The sequence below is a fragment of the Parahaemophilus parainfluenzae genome, assembly GCF_001055095.1.
Lineage (GTDB): Bacteria > Pseudomonadota > Gammaproteobacteria > Enterobacterales > Pasteurellaceae > Haemophilus_D > Haemophilus_D parainfluenzae_Z.
Genome location: NZ_JVHG01000012.1, coordinates 1 through 24193 on the forward strand (window position 1 = coordinate 1; position 24193 = coordinate 24193).

Below are 24193 nucleotides of genomic sequence, written 5' to 3' on the forward strand. Positions count from 1 at the left end.
CAACATCAAGAATTTTTGAGGTTGTATAGTTAAGTGACTAAGCGTACAAGGTGGATGCCTTGGCAATCAGAGGCGAGGAAGGACGTGCTAATCTGCGAAAAGCTTGGATGAGTCGATAAGAGGCGTTTAATCCAAGATGTCCGAATGGGGAAACCCAGTAGATGAAGAATCTACTATCACTTACTGAATCCATAGGTAAGTGAGGCAAACCGGGAGAACTGAAACATCTAAGTACCCCGAGGAAAAGAAATCAACCGAGATTTCGTTAGTAGCGGCGAGCGAACGCGAAGGAGCCTGTTAGTGATAATGACAGAGACAGAGGAACAAGCTGGGAAGCTTGGCGATACAGGGTGATAGCCCCGTACTCGAAGTCCAGGTCATGGTACTAAGCTAACGACAAGTAGGGCGGGACACGTGATATCCTGTTTGAAGATGGGGGGACCATCCTCCAAGGCTAAATACTCCTGATTGACCGATAGTGAACCAGTACTGTGAAGGAAAGGCGAAAAGAACCCCGGTGAGGGGAGTGAAATAGAACCTGAAACCTTGTACGTACAAGCAGTGGGAGCCCTTTTGGGGTGACTGCGTACCTTTTGTATAATGGGTCAGCGACTTATATTTTGTAGCGAGGTTAACCGAATAGGGGAGCCGAAGGGAAACCGAGTCTTAACTGGGCGTCTAGTTGCAAGGTATAGACCCGAAACCCGGTGATCTAGCCATGGGCAGGTTGAAGGTTGGGTAACACTAACTGGAGGACCGAACCGACTAATGTTGAAAAATTAGCGGATGACTTGTGGCTGGGGGTGAAAGGCCAATCAAACCGGGAGATAGCTGGTTCTCCCCGAAATCTATTTAGGTAGAGCCTTGAGCGGACACCTTCGGGGGTAGAGCACTGTTTCGGCTAGGGGTCCATCCCGGATTACCAACCCGATGCAAACTACGAATACCGAAGAGTGATACTCAGGAGACACACGGCGGGTGCTAACGTCCGTCGTGGAGAGGGAAACAACCCAGACCGCCAGCTAAGGTCCCAAAGTCTATATTAAGTGGGAAACGAAGTGGGAAGGCTTAGACAGCTAGGATGTTGGCTTAGAAGCAGCCATCATTTAAAGAAAGCGTAATAGCTCACTAGTCGAGTCGGCCTGCGCGGAAGATGTAACGGGGCTCAAATATAGCACCGAAGCTGCGGCATCAGTAGCAATACTGTTGGGTAGGGGAGCGTTCTGTAAGCGGATGAAGGTTAATCGAGAGGTTAGCTGGACGTATCAGAAGTGCGAATGCTGACATAAGTAACGATAAAACGGGTGAAAAACCCGTTCGCCGGAAGACCAAGGGTTCCTGTCCAACGTTAATCGGGGCAGGGTGAGTCGGCCCCTAAGGCGAGGCTGAAAAGCGTAGTCGATGGGAAACGGGTTAATATTCCCGTACTTGGATAAACTGCGATGTGGGGACGGAGCAGGTTAGGTTATCGCACTGTTGGATATGTGCGTTTAAGTTGGTAGGTGAGAGGTTTAGGCAAATCCGGACTTCTTTAACACCGAGAGATGATGACGAGGCTCTACGGAGCTGAAGTAACCGATACCACACTTCCAGGAAAAGCCACTAAGCTTCAGGTTTATCTAAACCGTACTGAAAACCGACACAGGTGGTCAGGTAGAGAATACTCAGGCGCTTGAGAGAACTCGGGTGAAGGAACTAGGCAAAATAGCACCGTAACTTCGGGAGAAGGTGCGCCGGCGTAGATTGTAGTCCCTCGCGGATGAAGGTTGAACCGGTCGAAGATACCAGCTGGCTGCAACTGTTTATTAAAAACACAGCACTCTGCAAACACGAAAGTGGACGTATAGGGTGTGATGCCTGCCCGGTGCTGGAAGGTTAATTGATGGTGTAATCGAAAGAGAAGCTCCTGATCGAAGCCCCAGTAAACGGCGGCCGTAACTATAACGGTCCTAAGGTAGCGAAATTCCTTGTCGGGTAAGTTCCGACCTGCACGAATGGCATAATGATGGCCAGGCTGTCTCCACCCGAGACTCAGTGAAATTGAAATCGCCGTGAAGATGCGGTGTACCCGCGGCTAGACGGAAAGACCCCGTGAACCTTTACTATAGCTTGACACTGAACATTGAATTTTGATGTGTAGGATAGGTGGGAGACTTAGAAGTAGTCACGCCAGTGATTATGGAGTCGACCTTGAAATACCACCCTTTAACGTTTGATGTTCTAACGAAGATTACGAAACGTGGTCTCGGACAGTGTCTGGTGGGTAGTTTGACTGGGGCGGTCTCCTCCCAAAGAGTAACGGAGGAGCACGAAGGTTTGCTAATGACGGTCGGACATCGTCAGGTTAGTGCAATGGTATAAGCAAGCTTAACTGCGAGACAGACAAGTCGAGCAGGTACGAAAGTAGGTCATAGTGATCCGGTGGTTCTGAATGGAAGGGCCATCGCTCAACGGATAAAAGGTACTCCGGGGATAACAGGCTGATACCGCCCAAGAGTTCATATCGACGGCGGTGTTTGGCACCTCGATGTCGGCTCATCACATCCTGGGGCTGAAGTAGGTCCCAAGGGTATGGCTGTTCGCCATTTAAAGTGGTACGCGAGCTGGGTTTAGAACGTCGTGAGACAGTTCGGTCCCTATCTGCCGTGGGCGTTGGAGAATTGAAAGGGGCTGCTCCTAGTACGAGAGGACCGGAGTGGACGCACCACTGGTGTTCCGGTTGTGTCGCCAGACGCATTGCCGGGTAGCTAAGTGCGGAAGAGATAAGTGCTGAAAGCATCTAAGCACGAAACTTGCCTTGAGATGAGTTCTCCCAGATTTAAAATCTGTAAGGGTTGTTTAAGACTAAGACGTAGATAGGTCTGGTGTGTAAGCGGTGCGAGCCGTTGAGCTAACAGATACTAATTGCCCGAGAGGCTTAACTATACAACGCTCAAGGGTTTTTGAGGTTGTAAGACTAAAATAAAAAGACTCAGAGACGAAAGAGAAAGTTTTTAGGTTGAATCAGCTTGTTTGGTTGTGAGCACTAGAGATAGTGAGAGCAGAAAGAGAGAGAAGAAGTTATTAAAGGAATAATCCTGGCGGCGATAGAGCGGTGGTCCCACCTGACCCCATACCGAACTCAGAAGTGAAACGCCGATGCGCCGATGGTAGTGTGGGGCTTCCCCATGTGAGAGTAGGACACCGCCAGGTACTGAATGTAGAACCCCGAGCTGAAGAGCTTGGGGTTTTTGTTTTATATAAAATATTAGAATTCATATATAAATGAGCCTAATAGTGATAAAATCTTCGCCTATTTCTAGATAGCAATAATTATGAAAAAACAGATAAGTAAGATCTTTTCCAGTGATGGCGAATTGAGTAAGAATATCAAAGGATTTAAGCCACGAGCAGAGCAGCTCGAAATGGCTCAATCAGTAGGATATGCTATTCAACATAAGCGACCGCTTGTTGTAGAAGCTGGAACAGGTACTGGAAAGACTTTTGCTTATTTGGCACCGGCACTCATTGCCGGAAAGAAAACGATTATTTCAACAGGCTCGAAAAATCTACAAGATCAACTCTTTTCAAGAGATCTCCCTGCCATAAAAAAAGCCTTAAATTATTCTGGAAAAATTGCGTTATTAAAAGGGCGATCTAATTACTTATGTTTGGAGCGTCTGGATCAAGTTATCGCTCAAGGTGTGCTTGGTGATAAATCTGTTTTAGCCGATTTAAGTAAAGTAAGAAAATGGAATAATGCAACGAAAACAGGTGATTTAACAGAATGTATTGAATTGGCTGAAGATAGCCCAATTTTGCCTCAATTGACGAGTACGGCAGAAAGTTGTTTGGGAACAGATTGTCCCAACTACGCTGAATGCTATGTAGCACAAGCTCGTAAAAAAGCGTTAAATGCAGATCTCGTTGTTGTAAATCACCACCTTTTCTTTGCTGATATGGCGGTAAAAGAAAGTGGCTTTGGTGAGCTTATTCCCAATGCAGAAGTCATTATCTTTGATGAAGCACATCAACTTCCCGATATAGCTAGCCAGTATTTTGGCCAATCATTAACCTCTCGCCAGCTATTTGATTTATGTAAAGATATCAATATTGTTTATCGAACAGAATTGAAAGATATGCCACAGCTTGGCACAACGGCAGATACATTGCTTAAAGTCATTCAGGATTTTCGCCTTCTTCTTGGGGAAGGAAATCAGAGAGGAAATTGGCGTGAGCTATTTAAACAAAGTGCGGTCAAAAAATCGGTTGAATTATTACAAGAAAAAATAGAGTTTCTTTCTGAAGTTATCAAGATTGCATTAGGTCGCTCTCAGACTTTGGATAGTATTTTTGAACGCACTGAAAGTATCAAGAATCAATTAACGCGTCTTTGTGATACGGCTATTGTTGGTTATTGTTATTGGTACGAAAGTATGGGGCGACAATTTGGTTTGCATATTACGCCACTTACTGTCGCAGATAAATTTGGTGAACAGCTAAATAATAAAGAAGCAGCTTGGATTTTCACCTCGGCGACGCTTGAAGTTGGAGGCACTTTTAATCATTTCTGTCAGCGACTTGGTATTGAGCAAGCAGAACAAAAAATTCTTCACAGTCCTTTTGATTATCCTAATCAATCGCTACTTTGCGTACCACGTTATTTACCGGCAACAAATCAAAATAATACGTTACAATCTCTTGGTGAAATGTTGTTGCCTATCATTGAAGCGAATAAAGGTCGATGCTTTGTGCTTTGTACTTCTTATTTAATGATGAGAGGCTTGGCAGAGTATTTTAGAGAAAAGAGTGAGCTTTCTATCTTATTACAAGGTGAAATGCCTAAAGCAAAATTACTCGAACAATTTATTCATGAAACCCATAGTGTGCTAGTTGCTACTTCTAGCTTTTGGGAAGGCGTGGATGTCCGTGGTGATGCACTTTCCTTAGTCATTATTGATAAATTGCCTTTTACTGCACCAGATGAGCCTTTGCTAAAAGCGCGTATTGAAGATTGCCGATTACAGGGTGGTGATCCTTTTAATGATATACAGATCCCTGAAGCAGTTATTACGCTGAAACAAGGTGTAGGGCGCCTAATTCGAGATGTAACCGATCGTGGTGCGGTAATTATTTGTGATAATCGTCTTGTTATGCGAAATTACGGCGAAACTTTTCTAAAAAGTTTACCTAATTCAACCCGTACCCGAGATCTCAACAAAGTGGTACAATTCTTACAAAATGAGAAAATGGATTAACAATGAAAAATATCACCTTATTAGCACTTGATACTTCAACAGAAGCCTGTTCTGTTGCACTTTGGCATAAAGGCGAAAAAACACATTTAGATGAATTAGCACAACGTACACATACAAAACGTATTCTTCCAATGGTTGATGGGTTGCTTGCTAATTCAGGTATCAATTTGAAGCAAGTAGATGCGTTGGCATTTGGACGCGGTCCTGGTAGTTTTACTGGTGTCCGTGTCGGTGCAGGGATTGCTCAAGGGCTTGCATTGGGTGCTGATTTACCTGTTATTGCGGTATCAAATTTAACAGCAATGGCTCAGGCTGCATTTGAATTACATCAAGCTGAAAATGTGGTAGCTGCCATTGATGCGAGAATGAATGAAGTTTATTTTTCTCAAGTAAAACGAGAAAAAGTGCGGTCAGAATTGGATGAGTTTTTCCAATGGAATCCTGTTATAGAAGAACAAGTTTGCCAACCTGAAAAAGTGCTTGAACAGCTTTCAGATTTAACCGCCTATCGAGTCGGAACAGGTTGGGCAGCGTATCCTCAATTTAAAGATAGTAGTTTAGAAGGGAGTGATATTATTTTACCTTCTGCACAATATATGCTTGAGCTTGCTTTAACAGATTATGCGCAGAATAAAGTCATATCTGCCTTAGAAATTGAACCGGTTTATTTGCGTAATGAAGTAACTTGGAAAAAATTACCAGGACGTGAATAGTTTTGAAAAAGGAGTTGAAGATGAATAAAAAAACGATCTTAGTTTTGACCGCACTTTCGACCACATTAGTGGGATGTGTTAATGCACCGAGAGGACTGGAAAAAGAACAGTTTACTTTAAAATCATTATCTTCAATTCAGCAGAGTGATTATAGTTGTCAGTGCAAATCAATTCGTTTAGGCGGAAAAGTATTAACCGCACAAGCCCAGCCGAATAAAACTAAAATTGAAGTATTAAGCTATCCAGTTTACTCAACCTCTGCAAAACCCATGATTGATGAACAACCTAATGGACGTTTCATTACTTATCTTGATGGTTTTGTTGAGCCTGAAAGTTTAAAAGACCAATTTATTACAATTGGCGGCACCTTACTGAAAACAGAACAAGGCAAGGTTGATCAGGCAAGCTACACTTACCCTGTAATTCAAACTAATCACTACCGTGTCTGGAAGCTTTCTCAAAGCTATTATTATCCAGATGATATGTGGGATGATTGGGGCTTTTGGGGTCGACGACCATATTATTGGTATGGTGAGCCTGAAATTCGCTATTATCTCTACTAACTAAATGATAAAATTAAGAAAATTTTCCAAAGAATAAGGATAAAAATGGAAAAAGTTTGGTTTCAAAATTATCCAGAAGGTTCACCTACCACGCTGGATACATCTAAGTATGATTCGATTCTCGATATTTTAGATAAAGCAATTCGTGAGCACCCAGACCGTCCTGCCTATATCAACATGGGGCAGGTTTTAACATTTCGTAAATTAGAAGAGCGCAGCCGTGCATTTGCCGCTTATTTACAAAATGAGTTAAAGTTAGAACGTGGTGAGCGTGTTGCATTGATGATGCCGAATTTATTGCAATATCCTATTGCGCTTTTTGGTATCTTACGTGCTGGTTTGGTTGTGGTAAACGTGAATCCACTTTATACCCCTCGAGAATTAGAACATCAGTTACAAGATAGCGGTGCAACAGCCATTGTTGTGGTTTCAAACTTTGCTTCAACCTTAGAAAAAATCGTGTTTAATACTAAAGTGAAACACGTGATTTTAACAAGAATGGGTGACCAGCTTTCTTTTGGTAAGCGTAATTTGGTCAATTTTGTCGTGAAGTACGTCAAAAAATTAGTGCCAAAATATAAATTACCGAATGCAGTGACTTTCCGTGAAGTGTTAAGCATTGGTAAATATCGCCAATATGTTCGTCCACAAGTGGATCGTGAAGATTTAGCCTTTTTACAATATACAGGCGGAACGACAGGTGTTGCTAAGGGTGCAATGCTGACACATGGCAATATTATTACCAATATTTTCCAAGCTAAGTGGATTGCAGAGCCATTTATTAGCGATCATGCGAAGCAACGCATTGCTGTACTGGCTTTACCGCTTTATCATGTTTTTGCCCTAACGGTAAACTGTTTACTTTTCTTAGAGCTTGGTGTGACAGCGCTCTTAATTACGAATCCACGTGATATTGATGGCTTTGTTAAAGAGCTCAAAAAATACCGCTTTGAAGCGATTACAGGGGTAAATACCTTGTTTAATGCGCTACTTAATAATGAAAATTTCAAAGAAGTGGATTTTTCACAATTAAAACTTTCTGTTGGCGGCGGTATGGCGATCCAACAATCGGTTGCAACGCGTTGGCATGATTTAACTGGCTGCAACATCATTGAAGGTTATGGTATGACAGAATGTTCACCGCTAATTGCCGCTTGTCCGATTAATGTGGTGAAACACAATGGTACAATCGGTGTACCAGTGCCAAATACCGATATTAAAATTATCAAAGATGATGGCTCAGAAGCACAACTTGGTGAAGCAGGAGAGCTTTGGGTTAAAGGTGAACAAGTTATGCGTGGCTATTGGCAACGTCCTGAAGCGACTGCTGAAGTGCTTCAAGATGGTTGGATGGCAACGGGTGATATCGTCATTATGGACGAGAGCTATAGCCTCCGTATTGTTGACCGCAAAAAAGACATGATCTTGGTTTCAGGCTTTAACGTTTATCCAAATGAAATCGAAGATGTGGTGATGCTTAATTATAAAGTCGCTGAAGTGGTCGCTATCGGTGTGCCACATGAAGTATCAGGGGAAACCATCAAAATCTTTGTTGTGAAGAAAGATGATAGCCTCACGCGTGATGAATTACGCCAACATTGCAGACAACATCTCACGGGTTATAAAGTCCCGAAAGATATTGAGTTTCGCGATGAATTACCGAAAAGTAATGTAGGCAAAATTTTACGACGCGTACTGCGTGATGAAGAAATAGCAAAACGCTCACAACATTAATTTAATCAGGGATATGTGTTCATATCCCTGATTAGTCTTTACCTCTATTTGAAAATACATCCTATTACAATGATAAAAGAATGCCAAAATCAACCGCACTTTACATTAATTCAAAATAATGAAGAGCTCGCTCAGGTTTGTCAGTTAGCGCGTCAGCAAAGTGCGGTCGCTTTAGATACCGAATTTATGCGGGTATCGACCTATTATCCTAAATTAGGATTAATTCAACTTTATGATGATGAACGAGTTTCATTGATCGATCCTTTATCCATTACTGATTTTTCACCTTTTGTGGAATTATTACGCGATCAGCAGGTGACAAAAATTTTGCATGCTTGTAATGAAGATTTATTGGTTTTCTTACAAGAGTTTGATGCACTTCCACAACCTATGATGGATACACAAATCATGGCACGTTTTCTAGGTTTTGCTAACTCAGCGGGCCTAGCCAAATTGGTGTTACATTATTTGGGTGTTGAAATGGATAAAGGGGCAACGCGTACAAACTGGCTAAAACGTCCACTTTCTCCCGTACAGCTACAATATGCTGCAGGGGATGTATGGTATCTCTTGCCGGTCTATCAAAAAATGCAAATAGAATTAGCACAATCACCTTGGTTTCAAGCGGTAATTGATGATTGCCAGCTTGCGATCTCGAAAACCAGTAAATTAGATAATCGCAATCCAGACAAAGCCTATTTAGAGATTCCGAATGTTTGGAAATTGAATCCGCTCGAATTAGCGCGTTTACAGTTATTGGCCAAATGGCGACAAGAAACCGCAATGGCACGAAACTTAGCCCTTTCTTATGTGGTGAAATCGGATAACCTTTGGAAAGTAGCAAAAAATAATCCTCGTAATACATCAGAAATGTTAGCGCTTGGATTATCTGAAAATGAAGTGCGTGTACGTGGCAAAAAAATGCTTCAATTATTAGCACAAAGCCGCCGAATTTCCCCTTATGATTATCCTAAACGTTTAGTGCGTATTGTGGATGATCCTCGCTATAAAAAAGCAATTCGATTGTTGCAAGAGAAAGCCTATGAACTGACGCCAAAAGGATTAACCCTCGATATTCTGGCGAGTAAACGAAATTTAGAAGATCTCATAAAATGGGTTTGGCTAAAAAATGAAGATATGACAAAACAGCCTGATTTACTTTTAGGGTGGAGAAGAGAGATTGGCTTGAAGCTGGTTGAATACTTAAAATCCGTAGAGTAGCCAGTAAAAACAATCCTAAAAATAACCGCACTTTGAATTATCAAAAGTGCGGTTATTTTCTTTAGTGTTTTACAACGAAGGCTTTAATTAAGCTTGAGTTGCTTGGATTGCGGTTAATGCGATGGTGTAGATGATATCATCCACTAATGCACCACGAGATAAGTCATTAACCGGTTTACGCATACCTTGAAGCATTGGACCCACGGCCACTAAATCAGCAGAACGCTGTACCGCTTTATAGCCGATGTTACCTGCGTTGATATCAGGAAACACAAATACGTTTGCTTGACCTGCCACTTTAGAGTTTGGTGCTTTAGATGCTGCTACATCTTTCATTACCGCCGCATCGTATTGTAATGGGCCATCAATTAATAAATCAGGACGTTTTTCTTGTGCAATACGCGTTGCTTCTTTCACTTTCTCTACAGATTGACCTGAACCAGAAGTACCGGTTGAGTAAGAAAGCATTGCGACTTTCGGATTTAAACCAAATGCTTTTGCCGATTCAGCGGATTGGATTGCGATTTCAGCCAGTTGTTCAGCGGTTGGCTCTGGGTTTACTGCACAGTCCCCATACACTAATACTTGGTCTGGTAATAACATGAAGAATACAGACGAGATAATTGAGCTACCTGGTGCTGTTTTGATGATTTGCATCGGTGGACGAATGGTATTGGCAGTGGTATGAACGGCACCAGAGACTAAACCATCTACTTCGCCCGCCTCTAACATCATAGTACCTAATACAACGGTGTCTTCTAATTGCGCGCGCGCTTGTTCTTCCGTTAAACCTTTAGATTTACGTAATTCAACTAAACGAGCAACGTAGTTTTCACGTACGTCAGCTGGATTGATGATCGTTACATCAGCACCTAAAGTCACACCTTGTTCTGCTGCGACTTTTTTCACAGATTCTGGATCTGCTAATAGTACCGATTTTGCGATACCACGTTCAGCACAGATAGCTGCCGCTTTAACAGTACGAGGTTCATCACCTTCTGGTAATACGATGGTCTTACCTGCTTTGCGTGCTAAATCAGTTAATTTGAAACGGAATGCCGCTGGAGAAATACGTGCCTCACGAGCGAGTGGAGTAGAGATTGCATTCGCTAAGGCTTGCGCATCTAAGGTTTTAATTTTGCCTGCTTGTGCACCAAATACACCTAAGATGTCAGTGTTGTTCACACCGCCAAATTCTGAAGCAACGGCTTCGACTAATGTGCCTTCTTCATTGTTTGCCACTAAGATAATTTGTGCATCTAAGGTTTGTGCAATCGCGAAATTTAAGCTATTTGCAAAAGGCGCTTGAGCTGAAGGTTGAACACCTTTAACAACCACTAAATTTGCATTTAGTGCTTGGAAATCAGCCACGATTTTTTCTAATAACACGTCTTTTTGATTATTTGCGATTAATGCTTGAGCGGCTTTTACATCTTCTACTGCATTGAATACGACAGCGCCTGTTGTTTTAGCTGCGTCTAATGCTGCTGCTAAATTTGCTTCTGCGCTAGTTGGAATAAGAATAACTGCTTTAGTCATTTTGATATACCTTTTAATGAATGAAAAAACCTGCTGATTTCTCAGCAGGTTTGAAGAAAGTTGATTAGCCCGCTAAACGTGCTGTATCTTGTGCAATTACTAATTCTTCGTTAGTTGGAAGAACGATCGCTTTGAATGCAGAGTCATCAGCAGTGATTACGCCTGATTTACCAAAACGAGCAGCAAGGTTACGTTCTTGGTCTAATTTGATGCCGAATAATTTTAAGTGGCCTAACGCTAATTCACGAACGTGAGCTGAGTTTTCACCGATACCACCCGTAAATGCGATGGCATCTAAGTGATCATCACCTAAAACAGCCATGTATGCACCGATGTATTTTGCTAAACGGTAGCTATAAACATCTAATGCACGTTTTGCTTCTGGTTTAGAGGCGTCGTCGTAGTTATCTTCTGCATAACGACAGTCGCTCGTTACTTCAGTTAAACCTAAAAGACCTGATTTTTTCACTAAGGTCTCTTCGATTTGATCCATTGACATGCCTAAGTTTTTGTATAGGTAGAAAACGATCGCAGGGTCGATGTCACCACAACGTGTACCCATCACTAAACCTTCTAATGGGGTTAAACCCATAGATGTGTCGATACATTTACCGTGACGAACCACAGAAACAGAACCCCCGTTACCTAAGTGACAGATGATTGCGTTTACTTGGTCTGCCGATTTGCCTACGTATTCAGCGACTTCACGAGAAACGAAGTAGTGGCTGGTACCGTGTGCACCGTAGCGACGTACGCCGTGTTCTTTGTAAAGTGAGTATGGAAGTGCATAGAGGTATGCTTCTTCAGGCATGGTTTGGTGGAATGCTGTATCAAAAACGACAACGTTCTTATCTTTTAAGTGTGGGAATGTTTTGAATGCTTCACGGATACCGATTAAGTGAGCAGGGTTGTGAAGTGGAGCAAATTGTGCTGCATCTTCAATACCTTTAACTACCTCATCTGTTACGATAACAGATTGAGTGTATTTCTCACCACCGTGAACGATACGGTGGCCAATCGAGGTGATAGAGTTTTTCAGCTCATCAGTCATAATGTTTGACGCGATGAAGTTAAGCGCTTCAGTGTGCGCTGCACCAGCACCTAAATCTGCGCTACCTTTTTCACCGTTAAGTTTCCATTTGATACGAGCTTCAGGAAGATAAAATGCTTCTGCTAAGCCTGATAATTTTTCTTCACCTGTTGCAGGATCAAGGATTGCAAATTTTAATGAAGAACTACCACAGTTAAGGATGAGAACAAGTTTTGACATAGGAACCCTATTTTTGATTGAGGTTAATAAAAATCCATTCAAAAGAACAGACTACAAATCTTACATAGAATACACCTTTTGGCGTATAAAATAAATTAACTGGAGGGGAAAAATACGATCTTTTATTAGAAAAGTTGAAAATTTCAACAGTTTCTAGTTAAGGATGACAATGAAACCCAAACTAGAGTATTATAAGTACGGTTATTTTCTAGGATGTTTTTATGTCATCATTTTTTTCAACCTTAAAACGTGGGCAAATATATTTGCAAACGTGGCCATTAGAAGCGAAGCTCGGCATTATTTTTCCCGAAAATCGCATTATTAAAGCCACAAAATTTGCACAGAAGTTTATGCCTTTTATGGCGGTATTTGCGGTGGTTTGGCAACAGCTTTATGCCAAGGCGGATCTTACTGCATTGGCAATAGCTATTTTGACCGCACTTTGTGCGTTAGTGATACCATTTCAAGGCTTATATTGGTTGGGAAAACGTGCAAAATCACCGCTAGAACCGCAAAGTTCTCAGTGGTTTTATGAGATTAGTGAACGTTTAAGAAAACAACATGAAAGTTTGCCAATTGTGCAAGATAAACCGACATATCAGCACTTGGCAGAAGTACTACAAAAGGCACAGCAAAAATTAGATAAAGCATTTTGGCAGGAAATCTAGCCAATGGCTTTAAATTTAATTGGCGCAAACGTTTTCCTTTTGTTGTTTTTTATGTAAAATATTGCGGTCGCAATGGCGACCCTTTTTAATTGAGAGACTATTTAATGATTGATTACATTATCATTGGCATCATCGCATTTTCGATTATCGTGAGTTTATTACGTGGGTTTGTGCGAGAGGTGATGTCCCTTGCAAGTTGGGTCGTTGCATTTATTGTCGCTAGCCAATTTTATCCTTATCTTGCCACTTATCTTACTCAAATCGAATCTGACTACGTGCGTAACGGCACAGCAATCGGCATTTTATTTGTTTTAACCTTAATCGTAGGTGGCATTGTTAATTATGTGATTAGCCAATTAGTGGATAAAACAGGACTTACCGGAACAGATCGTGTTCTCGGTGCGGCATTTGGCTTAATTCGTGGGGCGTTAATCGTTGCTGCGATCTTATTCTTCTTGGATACCTTCACTAACTTTGAACAAACCGATTGGTGGAAAGAATCAAAATTAATTCCTCATTTCGGCTTCATTATTGAATGGTTCTTCCAACAACTACAAGCAAGTTCTAGTTTTTTAAACTCAACTTTTAAACAATAAGGTAGTCAATCAGTATGTGTGGAATTGTCGGTATCGTTAGCCAAAATCCGGTTAATGAATCCATTTATGCAGCATTAACGTTATTACAGCATCGAGGTCAAGATGCGGCGGGGATTGTCACAATCGATGATGAAAACCGCTTTCGTTTGCGCAAGGCTAATGGTCTTGTAAGCGATGTATTCAGACAAGAACATATGTTACGTTTACAAGGTCATGCAGGCCTCGGACATGTACGTTATCCAACCGCCGGCAGTTCAAGTGTATCTGAAGCACAGCCTTTCTATGTTAACTCTCCTTATGGTTTAAGCCTTGTTCACAATGGCAACTTAACCAATTCAGACGAATTAAAAGATAAATTATTTAAAGAAGCACGTCGTCACATAAATACTAATTCGGATTCAGAACTTCTTCTCAATATTCTTGCAAATCATTTAGATAGAGTGAATAAATACCATCTCGATCCGCAAGACATTTTTGATGCAATTCGTGCGACACACAAAGATATCCGTGGTGCTTATGCATGTTTAGCGATGATTATTGGACATGGCATGGTGGCATTTCGCGATCCGTTTGGTATTCGTCCACTCGTGTTAGGTAAACGAGAAGAAAACGGCTCTGTAGAATACATGTTTGCCTCTGAAAGTGTGGCATTAGACGTCGCGGGTTTTGAATTAGTGCGTGATGTTGCACCGGGCGAAGCGATTTATGTAACCTTTGATGGTCAGCTCTATGCTGAGCAATGCGCAGAAAGTGCGGTCTTAAATCCGTGTATTTTTGAATACGTGTATTTTGCTCGTCCAGATTCGACAATAGACGGCGTGTCTGTTTATGCCGCACGTGTTCACATGGGTGAACATTTAGGCAAAAAAATTGCAAAAGAATGGGCTGCTGAAGCAGACAATATTGATGTGGTGATTCCTGTACCTGAAACTTCAACAGACATTGCGTTACAGATTGCGAAAATCTTAGGCAAACCTTATCGTCAAGGCTTTGTGAAAAACCGCTATGTTGGCCGTACATTTATTATGCCTGGTCAAGCACAACGTATTAGTTCAGTCCGTCGCAAGCTCAATACGATTAAAGCAGAATTTAAAGGCAAAAATGTGTTATTAGTCGATGATTCCATTGTTCGTGGTACAACATCCGAACAAATCGTGACTATGGCTAGAGCAGCAGGTGCGAAGAAAATTTACTTTGCATCCGCGGCACCAGAAATTCGTTATCCGAATGTGTACGGTATTGATATGCCAACAAAACAAGAACTTATTGCCTATGGCCGTAATGTTGACGAAATTGCGAAATTGATTGGCGTAGATAAATTAGTTTTCCAAGATCTTGAGGCGTTGACTGAATCAGTACGCCAAGAAAATCCAGCTATTCAAGGCTTTGATTGTTCAGTATTTACTGGTGAATATATTACGGGCGATATCACACCAGAATACCTTGATAGCATCGCTTCTCAACGGAGTGATTCGGCAAAGAAAAAACGTGAAAAAGATGCAAGCAACCTTGAAATCCATAATGAAGGTTAATCGCGTTTAAGAGCGTAAAAAAGCACTAAATTCAATGAAGCGTTTAGTGCTTTTTCTTTTTGGTTAAATATAAAGAAAAATGACCGCACTTGATGTATTAAAGTGCGGTCATTTTTTTATGCGTTTTAGTCTTTATAAAGATCGTTATAAAGCGCACTTTCAAATTGCACAAGTGGAGCACGCTTTGTTTTACTTTCTAAATCACCGGTTGAATAGCCATTGATAAATTGAACGAAAGCCACTTTTTCACCTCGTGCATTGGTCATAAAACCGGCAAGGTTATAGACACCTTTTAATGAGCCAGTTTTAGCGATGACATTTTTTACCAGTGGTGGATTAATTAAGCTACCACGACCACTGATTGTGCCATCCACACCTGCAATTGGGAAAGTTTCCATTAAGTGTAATTTATCTTCGTTTTTGGCGATGTATTCCAAGACTGAAAGCATGGTTTTCGGTGCAACTAAATTATGACGAGAAAGACCCGAACCATCAGCTAAGATGCTGTTACCAAATTTAATGCCTTGTTTTTGCAATACGGATTTCACTGCTAATGTGCCTAATTGGAATGAAGCAGGGCGTTTATAATAGTTGTAGGCTACGGCTCTAAATAAGGCATCGGCGATTTGATTATCCGATTTTTTCATCATTTTTTTCAATAGCTCAGGCAACGGTTTAGATAGATGCTGTGCAAGTTTTTGCCCTTGCTGTGGTTTTTGAGGTTGTTTTACCTGACCGGTAAATTCAATACCAAGACGTTTTAATTGACGTTGAATAATAGCAGCAGCGTAGGCATCAGGATCTTGCACGGCGAAGCTAAGCCCAAATGGTTTAGTTTGGCGTGCAATACAGCCTTTTACTTGATAGCGATTATTGTCGTGAACAACGACGTCTAACTGGCAATAACCGGCTTCTTGCTGATCCACAATATAAACTTGCCCAAAAACTTGAATAGGGAATTGAGCGGGAACGTTAATTTTGACTGTTTCACCTACAGGTTGATTTGCATCCAGCTCGGCATAGAAGCAGTTATTATCGATATTTGCTGCAGCAGGAGGGGAGTTAAAGCACATTGTAAGATCGTTCCAAATCCAACCTAACCCACGGTCATGGCTAGCAAATACAGAGGTATCTAAAATAAGATCACCATTGATTTTCTGAATGCCTTGGTTTTTTAAATTAGCTAATAGGCTATAAAGTTGTCCGCTAGTTAGATCGGGATCGCCAGTAAATTGCACAACAAGATCGCCTTCTAAAACATTATTCTGAATTTTTCCGTTACTTAAAAGTGAGGTTTCAAATTGAAAGGTATCACCTAATACTAATTTAGCAGCAACGGCTGTGAACACTTTTTGTGTACTGGCAGGCAACATAAACGTTGAACCATTGTAATCCGCGATAATTTGATCTTTATTGAGGTTTTTGGCAATGATACTGGCAGAAGCACCTTCCGGTAAGTATTGGGTGATAGAAGCCACATTAACTTCAGCCATAGAGGAAAAAGAAAAGCCGAGTGTGATAAGTGCCGCTTTAAGTGCGGTCGAAATAGAAGATTTTTTAGTCATTTTTAGTTCTGTTATGGTTGCTATTTTTCTCAAGACGAATAATAATAAGCTCCGAACTCAATAGAGTAAATCATTTTTTATTTTTCATTGACTGCGGCAAGGTTGCAAGACGTTGTCGTGGTTTTGTTTTTACCAAATTTCAAGGAAAAAGAATGAAACAAATTCCAATGACCGTGCGTGGTGCGGAGCTATTACGTCAAGAATTAGATTTCTTAAAGAATGAGCGTCGCCCTGAAATTATCAAGGCGATTGCTGAAGCACGTGAGCATGGTGACTTAAAAGAAAATGCGGAATATCACGCGGCGCGTGAACAACAAGGTTTTTGCGAAGGGCGTATTCAAGAAATTGAAAGCAAACTTGCAAATTGTCAGGTTATCGATGTCACTAAATTACCAAATAACGGAAAAGTTATTTTTGGTGCGACAGTTGTATTAGTGAATACCGATACTGATGAAGAAGTCACTTACCAAATTGTGGGCGATGATGAGGCAGATATTAAATCAGGTTTGATTTCTGTGAATTCACCGATTGCTCGTGGCTTGGTGGGGAAAGAGTTGGATGATACCGTGAATATTACCACACCAGGTGGAACGGTTGAGTTCGAGATTATTGAAGTAAATTATATCTAAAAAAACATCCCCTCAAATTGAGGGGATAACAATTATTTACGAGGCAGCTGGATTTTACCTTCCTCGCTTGGTCGATAAAGCACCAAAATATGTCCGATGGTTTGAACATTAGATGATTTGGTTTCACGAACAATCGCATCAATAATTAATTGTTTGGTTTCGCGATCTGCGCCAGCAATTTTTACTTTGATTAATTCGTGATGATTTAATGCATTATCGATTTCGGCTAATACACCTTCGGTTAAGCCGTTACCGCCAAGCATGACGACAGGGCTAAGGTGATGAGCGAGTCCTTTTAAAAATTGTTTTTGTTTTGTTGATAATATTGTCATAAGGAATCCTTTAAATAGATGAATATGAGTCAAAAAAAGACCGAAAAGAGCGGTCAGAAAAAACGTGGTTTTTCAGCACTTTTTGGTAAGTCTAGCCTTGAATTTGGCAGATTGTACCCAAATATAGACGAAACTACTACAAAAAATAGTACAAAAGAAAGAGATTATGGGAAAGAAAAAACGTTCGGCGAGTTCTTCTCGTTGGCTAAACGAACATTTTAAAGATCCGTTTGTTCAGAAAGCACATAAACAAAAATTACGCTCACGTGCTTACTTTAAGTTAGATGAAATTCAACAAACGGATAAATTGTTTAAACCGGGAATGACTGTGGTGGATCTCGGTGCTGCACCAGGTGGTTGGTCACAGTATGTTGTGAGCCAAATTGGTGGAAAAGGCAGAGTGATTGCTTGTGATATTTTGGATATGAACCCAATTGTCGGCGTGGATTTCCTGCAAGGCGATTTTCGTGACGAAAATGTGCTGAATGCATTATTAGAACGAGTTGGTGAAGCAAAAGTTGATGTAGTGATGTCTGATATGGCGCCAAATTTTAGCGGCATGCCATCTGTTGATATTCCTCGTGCAATGTATTTAGTTGAACTGGCTTTAGATATGTGTAAGCAAGTTTTGGCGAAAAAAGGCAGTTTTGTGGTCAAAGTATTCCAAGGAGAAGGTTTTGACGAGTATCTGCGCGAAATTCGTTCACTCTTTAGTGTCGTAAAAGTGCGTAAGCCAGAAGCCTCTCGTGGGCGTTCTCGCGAAGTTTATATTGTAGCAAGCGGTTATAAAGGCGAATAGATAATTGCTTTGATAGCTTTTCATTGTGTCGGGGATGAGATAGTATCTCGTTTAATTTTAATTAACTTAAGAAAGGCAGGTTAAACCTTGAACGATATGGTCAAAAATCTAGTTCTATGGGTTGTGGTAGCAATTGTCATGATGACAGCTTACCAAAGTTTTAATTCCAATGGCGTGAGTGACTCAACAGATTACACAACCTTTGTGTATGATGTGAGTAATAGTCAAGTGAAAGAAGCGCGTTTTGATGCGAATGAAATCACCGTGACCAAAAATGATGGTTCTAAATATATGACCGTCATGCCACCGTTGGAAGATAAAAAGCTCTTAGATGACTTACTAAATAAAAAAGTTAAAATCGAAGGTACGCCTTTTGAAAAACGCAGTTTATTATCACAAATTTTAATTTCGTGGTTCCCAATGTTATTCCTTGTAGGGGTATGGATTTTCTTCATGCGTCAAATGCAAGGTGGCGGTGGCAAGGCCATGAGTTTTGGTAAAAGCCGCGCTAAAATGCTGAACCAAGATCAAATCAAAGTGACTTTTGCTGATGTTGCAGGTTGCGATGAAGCAAAAGAAGAAGTCGGTGAAGTAGTTGATTTCTTGCGTGAACCGAAAAAATTCCAAAACCTTGGAGGTAAAATTCCAAAAGGGATTTTAATGGTAGGTCCTCCAGGTACAGGTAAAACCTTATTAGCAAAAGCTATTGCGGGTGAAGCAAAAGTGCCTTTCTTTACCATTTCAGGTTCTGACTTTGTAGAGATGTTTGTGGGTGTTGGTGCTTCTCGTGTACGTGATATGTTCGAGCAAGCGAAGAAAAATGCACCATGCTTAATCTTTATTGATGAAATTGATGCGGTAGGTCGCCAACGTGGTGCCGGTTTAGGTGGTGGACATGATGAGCGTGAACAAACCCTTAACCAAATGTTAGTTGAAATGGATGGTTTCGGTGGTAACGAAGGCGTAATCGTTATTGCTGCAACTAACCGTCCAGATGTACTTGATCCAGCATTAACTCGTCCAGGCCGTTTTGACCGTCAAGTTGTTGTAGGTTTACCGGATGTGAAAGGTCGTGAGCAAATTTTAAAAGTTCACATGCGTAAAGTCCCTGTGGCTGATGATGTAGATGCAATGACACTGGCGCGTGGTACACCAGGTTATTCAGGTGCAGATTTAGCGAACTTGGTGAATGAAGCGGCATTATTTGCTGCACGTAGCAATAAACGTACTGTATCGATGCTTGAGTTTGAAAAAGCCAAAGATAAGATCAATATGGGGCCTGAACGTCGTACCATGATCATGACGGATAAACAAAAAGAATCGACAGCGTACCATGAAGCAGGTCACGCCATTGTGGGTTACTTAGTACCTGAACATGATCCGGTACATAAAGTCACGATTATTCCTCGTGGCCGAGCATTGGGTGTAACTTTCTTCTTACCTGAAGGCGATCAAATTAGTATCAGCCAAAAACAATTAGAAAGTAAACTTTCAACACTTTATGCGGGACGCTTAGCAGAAGATTTGATTTACGGTGAAGAAAATATTTCTACCGGTGCATCTAACGATATTAAAGTGGCAACCAATATTGCACGTAATATGGTGACCCAATGGGGCTTCTCAGATAAACTCGGTCCGATTCTTTATACTGAAGATGAAGGCGAAGTATTCCTAGGTCGCTCAATGGCGAAAGCAAAACATATGTCTGACAAAACAGCACATGCAATTGATGAAGAAGTTCGTGCGATTGTAAATCGTAACTATGCGAGAGCAAGACAAATTTTGATCGACAATATGGATATTCTTCACGCCATGAAAGATGCGTTAGTGAAATATGAAACCATTGAAGAAGAACAAATCAAGCAATTGATGAATCGTGAACCTGTTACACCACCATCTGGTTGGGAAGATAACAAAGACACGAAACCAACAGCAAAACCGCAGGAAGAGAAAACTGAAAGTGCGGTTAATCATTCAGAAGATCCTGAAGCATAAAAATACAGCCTTCCTAATTTGGAAGGCTTTTTTATTTATTATTTCATTCTTTTCATTACTATATTCCGTTATAATCTAACCTTTCAAATTTGATTTAAAAATTGACCGCACTTTATGAAACTTTATGCTAATAACAAATGTCTAGATTTATCATTCCCTCAAATTATGGGAATTTTGAATTTCACACCTGATTCGTTTTCTGATAGCGGGCAGTTTTTTAGTCTAGACAAGGCATTATTTCAAGTTGAAAAAATGCTCAAAGAGGGTGCAACAATTATTGATATTGGCGGGGAATCAACTCGACCAATGGCAGAAGAAGTGCCTGAAAGTGAAGAGTTGCAACGAGTGATACCTCTTGTTGAAGCCGTGCAAAAACGTTTTGATTGTTGGATCTCAGTGGATACCTCTAAAGCAATTGTTATGCAAGAAGCAGCTAAGGTCGGCGTGGATTTAATCAATGATATTCGAGCTTTACGTGAACCTGGTGCACTCGAAATAGCAGGACAGTTGAATTTACCAACTTGTATCATGCACATGCAAGGACAGCCGCGCACAATGCAGATTAATCCGCATTATGATGATGTAGTCCAAGATGTTTATCAATTTTTAAACGATAGAACTCAAGCTTGTTTAGCAGCGGGAATCGCTAAAGAAAATATCATTTGGGATATGGGCTTTGGTTTTGGTAAAACCGTGCAGCATAATTATAAGCTTTTACAGCAGTTAGCTCACTTTTGTGAAAGTGGATATCCTGTTTTAGCAGGGCTTTCACGTAAATCGATGATTGGTGCCGTATTAGATAAACCCGTAACTGAACGTGTTGTGGGAAGTGTAGCTGGCGCATTAATTGCTGCACAAAATGGTGCGACAATTTTACGCGTACATGATGTGGCTGCAACGGCAGATGCTTTGAAAGTATGGCAAGCAACGCAACAGGCGTAAGAAAGTAACAGATTTTATATGTTGTAGAGTAAATGATTTCTGCAACATCAATTATTCAATTTATTAAGGAATAAATATGGCAAATCGTAAATATTTTGGTACAGATGGCGTACGCGGTAAAGTGGGTACTTATCCAATCACGCCTGATTTTGCATTGAAATTAGGTTGGGCTGCGGGTAAGGTTTTAGCTTCACAAGGTTCTCGCACAGTATTAATCGGAAAAGATACTCGTATTTCAGGTTATATGTTGGAATCTGCTCTTGAAGCAGGTTTGGCTGCCGCTGGCTTAACTGCTGCATTTACCGGCCCAATGCCAACCCCAGCTGTAGCGTATTTAACTCGTACTTTCCGTTTAGAAGCAGGCATTGTGATTTCGGCATCTCATAACCCTTACTATGATAACGGGATTAAATTCTTCTCTTCACAAGGTACAAAATTACCAGACGATATTGAGGAAGCGATTGAAGCCATGCTTGATCAGCCAATGGATTGTGTGGAGTCTGCTGATTTAGGTAAAGCAAGCCGTATCAGTGATGCCGCAGGACGTTATATTGAATTTTGTAAAAGCACTTTCCCTGCACATCTTGGTTTAGATGGTTATAAAATTGTGGTGGATTGCGCAAATGGTGCGACCTATCATATTGCGCCAAATGTATTACGTGAATTAGGCGCGGAAGTGATTGAAATTGGTACTGATCCAAACGGAATCAATATCAATGAAAAATGTGGTGCAACCGATGTAAAAGCGTTACAGGAAAAAGTGCTTGAAACTAAAGCGGATGTTGGTCTCGCTTATGATGGTGATGGTGACCGTATTATGATGGTGGATCACTTAGGTAATAAAGTAGATGGTGACCAAATCCTTTTCATTATTGCTCGTGAAGCTTTACGTTCAGGTCAATTAAAAGGTGGCGTAGTCGGCACATTAATGAGTAATATGAGCCTAGAAATTGCGTTAAAAATGTTAGGTGTACCTTTTGTGCGTGCTAACGTTGGCGACCGTTATGTGCTAGAAAAAATGGTAGAACATAACTGGACGTTAGGTGGAGAAAACTCTGGCCATATCATTATCGCGGATAAAAACACGACAGGTGATGGTATTATTGCCTCATTAGCCGTATTAAGTGCAATGGTTCAACATCGTTTATCCTTAAACGAGCTTGCAAGTGCGGTGAAATTATTCCCTCAAGTCCTGATTAATGTTCGTTTTGCAGGTGGTACAAATCCGTTAGAAAGTGAAGCAGTAAAAGCCGTAGCCGCTGATGTGGAAAAACGCTTAGAAGGCAAAGGCCGAATTTTACTGCGTAAGTCTGGTACAGAGCCACTGATTCGTGTTATGGTCGAATGTGAAGACGGTGCACTTGCAAAACAATGTGCAGAAGAAATTGCAGAAGCAGTGAAAGCAAATTAATTGAGTGGGGGCTTGCCCCCATTTTTGATCCATAGAATTATCTTTATTATTTTTAGGAAAGCCAATACATGAAAATTTTTATTATGCGTCATGGAGAAGCCGAAGTTATCGCTTCATCCGATGAGGCTCGGCATTTAAATGACTACGGTCGAAAACAGTCGATATTACAGGGACAATGGCTTAAAACTCATCTAAATTCAACCGCACTTTCAGTTCAAAAAGTAATTGTCAGCCCTTATGTAAGAGCACAAGAAACGTTTGAGCTTGTAAATTCAGCCTTAGGTAACACGCTTAATGATATTGAAATTTGGAGTGGGATTACACCTTATGGTAATGCTACATTGGTAGCTGATTATCTATCTGTTTTGCAAGAAGAAGGTACTGAAAGTGTTTTACTCGTTTCTCATTTACCTTTAGTAGGCAGTATTGTTTCAGAGCTTTACGGTAAGCGAAATCCAATTAGTTTTTACCCTTCAACGATTGTTCAAATTGAGTGGAATGGTGAAAAAGGCACCATTGAAGCTTTCCATTATCCAAAATAGAATGGCTAAAATACGAAAAACAAAGTTTATATGATTTACTTTTTAAAAGCAGTCAAAAATAAGCAACACCTAAAAATGTATATTTTTAGGTGTTTTTTTAAAATTTTTTTGATAGACTGAAAATGAGCTATAAATGAATAGCTTAAATTAAGCCATCATAATGACACAAGGGGAGTAGCTATGAACAATAAAATCGGAGATAAAGCAACTGAAGTAAAAGATACGACAGTGAATGCTGCAACACAAGTTAAAGATGCATTATTTGCAGCGGCTAACTATATTAAAGATGCTGTGACACATAAAGCGTCTGAGGCAAAAGAAGTGGTTGAAGACAAAGCTACTGAAGTGAAAGATGTAACTGAAGATAAAGTATCTGAAGTAAGAAAAGCAGTTTCTGAAGCAAAGGAAGCAATCGATGATAAAGCTACTGAAATGAAAAAAGCAATCGATGACAAATTTTCTGAAGTAAAAAGAGCCGTCGAAGATAAAGCATCAGAAGTGAAAAAAACAGTTTCAGAAGCTACAGATGAAGCGGCAGATAAAGCAGCAGAGCTAAAAGATGCAGCTGAAGACAAAGTTGCTGAAGTGAAAGATGCGGCTGAAGATAAAGCAAAAGAAGTAAAAAAAGCAGTTTCAGAAGCAAAAGATGAAGCTGCAGATAAAGCATCTGAGCTAAAAGATGCAGCTGAAGATAAAACTGTAGAAGCAAAAGAAGCGGCTTCAGAAGCAAAAGATACAGTTGTAGACAAAGTAGTTAAATTCAAAGATGCAGTTGTAGATAAAGTTGCTGAAGTAAAAAATGCAGTTTTTGAAGCAAAAGATGAAGCTGCTGATAAAGCGGCTGAGTTAAAAGATGAAGCTGAAGATAAAGCTGCTGAAGTGAAAGATGCGGCTGAAGATAAAGC

General features: G+C 40.7%; 19 protein-coding genes, 2 rRNA genes and 1 pseudogene. 17 read left to right on the plus strand and 5 right to left on the minus strand.

The window, feature by feature from the left end:
- The first annotated feature begins 27 nt into the window (after window positions 1-27).
- From ADA56_RS03430 to rnd, 7 genes are all read left to right on the plus strand, one after another.
- Window positions 28-2925: ribosomal RNA gene (locus tag ADA56_RS03430) — 23S ribosomal RNA — on the plus strand.
- A 151-nt stretch (window positions 2926-3076) separates the two neighbouring features.
- Window positions 3077-3192: ribosomal RNA gene (gene rrf, locus ADA56_RS03435) — 5S ribosomal RNA — on the plus strand.
- 122 nt (window positions 3193-3314) lie between these two features.
- Complete coding sequence (locus ADA56_RS03440; RefSeq protein ID WP_049369245.1) at window positions 3315-5237, plus strand: ATP-dependent DNA helicase; 1923 nt, start codon at window positions 3315-3317, stop codon at window positions 5235-5237.
- 2 nt (window positions 5238-5239) lie between these two features.
- Window positions 5240-5950: a tRNA (adenosine(37)-N6)-threonylcarbamoyltransferase complex dimerization subunit type 1 TsaB gene (tsaB, locus tag ADA56_RS03445; RefSeq protein WP_049369247.1), complete on the plus strand. Its 711-nt coding sequence runs from the start codon at window positions 5240-5242 to the stop codon at window positions 5948-5950.
- Between the two features lie 20 nt (window positions 5951-5970).
- Window positions 5971-6513: a Slp family lipoprotein gene (locus ADA56_RS03450; protein WP_049369249.1), complete on the plus strand. Its 543-nt coding sequence runs from the start codon at window positions 5971-5973 to the stop codon at window positions 6511-6513.
- Window positions 6514-6558: 45 nt separating this feature from the next.
- Complete coding sequence (gene fadD / locus ADA56_RS03455; protein ID WP_049369251.1) at window positions 6559-8247, plus strand: long-chain-fatty-acid--CoA ligase FadD; 1689 nt, start codon at window positions 6559-6561, stop codon at window positions 8245-8247.
- Window positions 8248-8316: 69 nt separating this feature from the next.
- Window positions 8317-9468, plus strand: a complete 1152-nt coding sequence (rnd, locus tag ADA56_RS03460) for a ribonuclease D (RefSeq protein ID WP_049369252.1) — start codon at window positions 8317-8319, stop codon at window positions 9466-9468.
- A gap of 87 nt (window positions 9469-9555) precedes the next feature.
- Here the strand turns inward: rnd and pta are convergent, their stop codons facing one another.
- The 3 genes and pseudogenes from pta to ADA56_RS03470 all read right to left on the minus strand — a co-directional run bounded on the left by pta (window position 9556) and on the right by ADA56_RS03470 (window position 12277).
- On the minus strand, window positions 9556-10710 hold the full coding sequence (pta, locus tag ADA56_RS03465) for a phosphate acetyltransferase (RefSeq protein ID WP_414651589.1): 1155 nt from the start codon (window positions 10708-10710) through the stop codon (window positions 9556-9558).
- Window positions 10684-11007: pseudogene (locus tag ADA56_RS09995) on the minus strand (AAA family ATPase); the annotation flags it as partial. The pseudogene ADA56_RS09995 and the gene pta, both read right to left, overlap by 27 nt.
- 64 nt (window positions 11008-11071) lie before the next feature.
- Window positions 11072-12277, minus strand: a complete 1206-nt coding sequence (locus ADA56_RS03470) for an acetate kinase (RefSeq protein WP_049369256.1) — start codon at window positions 12275-12277, stop codon at window positions 11072-11074.
- Between the two features lie 221 nt (window positions 12278-12498).
- Here ADA56_RS03470 and yfbV point away from each other — a divergent pair, with 221 nt between their 5' ends.
- The 3 genes from yfbV (at window position 12499) to purF (ending at window position 15073) form a co-directional block, all read left to right on the plus strand.
- The gene (gene yfbV / locus ADA56_RS03475; RefSeq protein ID WP_049369257.1) at window positions 12499-12945 is read left to right on the plus strand and encodes a terminus macrodomain insulation protein YfbV; all 447 of its coding nucleotides are present in this window, start codon (window positions 12499-12501) and stop codon (window positions 12943-12945) included.
- Window positions 12946-13049: 104 nt separating this feature from the next.
- Window positions 13050-13541 carry a CvpA family protein gene (locus tag ADA56_RS03480; protein ID WP_005696203.1) on the plus strand — a complete coding sequence of 164 codons (492 nt, stop codon included), beginning with the start codon at window positions 13050-13052 and terminating at the stop codon, window positions 13539-13541.
- A gap of 14 nt (window positions 13542-13555) precedes the next feature.
- Entirely contained in the window at window positions 13556-15073 is a 1518-nt protein-coding gene (purF, locus tag ADA56_RS03485) for an amidophosphoribosyltransferase (protein ID WP_049369258.1), read from the plus strand.
- 125 nt (window positions 15074-15198) lie between these two features.
- On the opposite strand, the gene dacB is transcribed toward purF, so the two are convergent.
- On the minus strand, window positions 15199-16638 hold the full coding sequence (gene dacB / locus ADA56_RS03490; protein ID WP_049369259.1) for a serine-type D-Ala-D-Ala carboxypeptidase: 1440 nt from the start codon (window positions 16636-16638) through the stop codon (window positions 15199-15201).
- 152 nt (window positions 16639-16790) lie between these two features.
- Between dacB and greA the strand changes: the two genes are divergently transcribed.
- The gene (gene greA / locus ADA56_RS03495) at window positions 16791-17267 is read left to right on the plus strand and encodes a transcription elongation factor GreA (protein ID WP_005697514.1); all 477 of its coding nucleotides are present in this window, start codon (window positions 16791-16793) and stop codon (window positions 17265-17267) included.
- 32 nt (window positions 17268-17299) lie between these two features.
- On the opposite strand, the gene yhbY is transcribed toward greA, so the two are convergent.
- Window positions 17300-17599 (minus strand): ribosome assembly RNA-binding protein YhbY, encoded by a 300-nt coding sequence (gene yhbY / locus ADA56_RS03500; RefSeq protein WP_005696198.1) that lies wholly within the window; start codon window positions 17597-17599, stop codon window positions 17300-17302.
- A 166-nt stretch (window positions 17600-17765) separates the two neighbouring features.
- Between yhbY and rlmE the strand changes: the two genes are divergently transcribed.
- The 6 genes from rlmE to ADA56_RS03530 form a co-directional block, all read left to right on the plus strand.
- Window positions 17766-18398, plus strand: coding sequence for a 23S rRNA (uridine(2552)-2'-O)-methyltransferase RlmE (gene rlmE, locus ADA56_RS03505; protein WP_005697532.1), 633 nt, complete (start codon window positions 17766-17768; stop codon window positions 18396-18398).
- A gap of 96 nt (window positions 18399-18494) precedes the next feature.
- Window positions 18495-20393: an ATP-dependent zinc metalloprotease FtsH gene (gene ftsH / locus ADA56_RS03510; RefSeq protein ID WP_049369261.1), complete on the plus strand. Its 1899-nt coding sequence runs from the start codon at window positions 18495-18497 to the stop codon at window positions 20391-20393.
- A gap of 114 nt (window positions 20394-20507) precedes the next feature.
- Window positions 20508-21335, plus strand: a complete 828-nt coding sequence (gene folP, locus ADA56_RS03515) for a dihydropteroate synthase (protein WP_049369263.1) — start codon at window positions 20508-20510, stop codon at window positions 21333-21335.
- 76 nt (window positions 21336-21411) lie between these two features.
- A complete protein-coding gene (glmM, locus tag ADA56_RS03520) occupies window positions 21412-22746 on the plus strand; it encodes a phosphoglucosamine mutase (protein WP_049369265.1) in 1335 nt (444 codons plus the stop codon).
- Between the two features lie 68 nt (window positions 22747-22814).
- Window positions 22815-23288, plus strand: coding sequence for a phosphohistidine phosphatase SixA (gene sixA / locus ADA56_RS03525; RefSeq protein ID WP_049369267.1), 474 nt, complete (start codon window positions 22815-22817; stop codon window positions 23286-23288).
- 180 nt (window positions 23289-23468) lie between these two features.
- Window positions 23469-24193, plus strand: a 725-nt coding sequence (locus tag ADA56_RS03530) for a hypothetical protein (RefSeq protein ID WP_049369269.1), incomplete at its 3' end; no start/stop codon positions are given.

Bases quoted from the DNA above. Each gene is read 5' to 3' on its own strand.
- folP (WP_049369263.1), top strand. From the start codon at position 20,508: ATGAAACTTTATGCTAATAACAAATGTCTAGATTTATCATTCCCTCAA.
- glmM (WP_049369265.1), top strand. From the start codon at position 21,412: ATGGCAAATCGTAAATATTTTGGTACAGATGGCGTACGCGGTAAAGTG.
- yhbY (WP_005696198.1), bottom strand. From the start codon at position 17,599: ATGACAATATTATCAACAAAACAAAAACAATTTTTAAAAGGACTCGCT.
- fadD (WP_049369251.1), top strand. From the start codon at position 6,559: ATGGAAAAAGTTTGGTTTCAAAATTATCCAGAAGGTTCACCTACCACG.
- ADA56_RS03440 (WP_049369245.1), top strand. From the start codon at position 3,315: ATGAAAAAACAGATAAGTAAGATCTTTTCCAGTGATGGCGAATTGAGT.
- ADA56_RS03470 (WP_049369256.1), bottom strand. From the start codon at position 12,277: ATGTCAAAACTTGTTCTCATCCTTAACTGTGGTAGTTCTTCATTAAAA.
- greA (WP_005697514.1), top strand. From the start codon at position 16,791: ATGAAACAAATTCCAATGACCGTGCGTGGTGCGGAGCTATTACGTCAA.
- rlmE (WP_005697532.1), top strand. From the start codon at position 17,766: ATGGGAAAGAAAAAACGTTCGGCGAGTTCTTCTCGTTGGCTAAACGAA.
- dacB (WP_049369259.1), bottom strand. From the start codon at position 16,638: ATGACTAAAAAATCTTCTATTTCGACCGCACTTAAAGCGGCACTTATC.
- rnd (WP_049369252.1), top strand. From the start codon at position 8,317: ATGATAAAAGAATGCCAAAATCAACCGCACTTTACATTAATTCAAAAT.
- ftsH (WP_049369261.1), top strand. From the start codon at position 18,495: ATGGTCAAAAATCTAGTTCTATGGGTTGTGGTAGCAATTGTCATGATG.
- purF (WP_049369258.1), top strand. From the start codon at position 13,556: ATGTGTGGAATTGTCGGTATCGTTAGCCAAAATCCGGTTAATGAATCC.
- ADA56_RS03450 (WP_049369249.1), top strand. From the start codon at position 5,971: ATGAATAAAAAAACGATCTTAGTTTTGACCGCACTTTCGACCACATTA.
- tsaB (WP_049369247.1), top strand. From the start codon at position 5,240: ATGAAAAATATCACCTTATTAGCACTTGATACTTCAACAGAAGCCTGT.
- ADA56_RS03480 (WP_005696203.1), top strand. From the start codon at position 13,050: ATGATTGATTACATTATCATTGGCATCATCGCATTTTCGATTATCGTG.
- sixA (WP_049369267.1), top strand. From the start codon at position 22,815: ATGAAAATTTTTATTATGCGTCATGGAGAAGCCGAAGTTATCGCTTCA.
- yfbV (WP_049369257.1), top strand. From the start codon at position 12,499: ATGTCATCATTTTTTTCAACCTTAAAACGTGGGCAAATATATTTGCAA.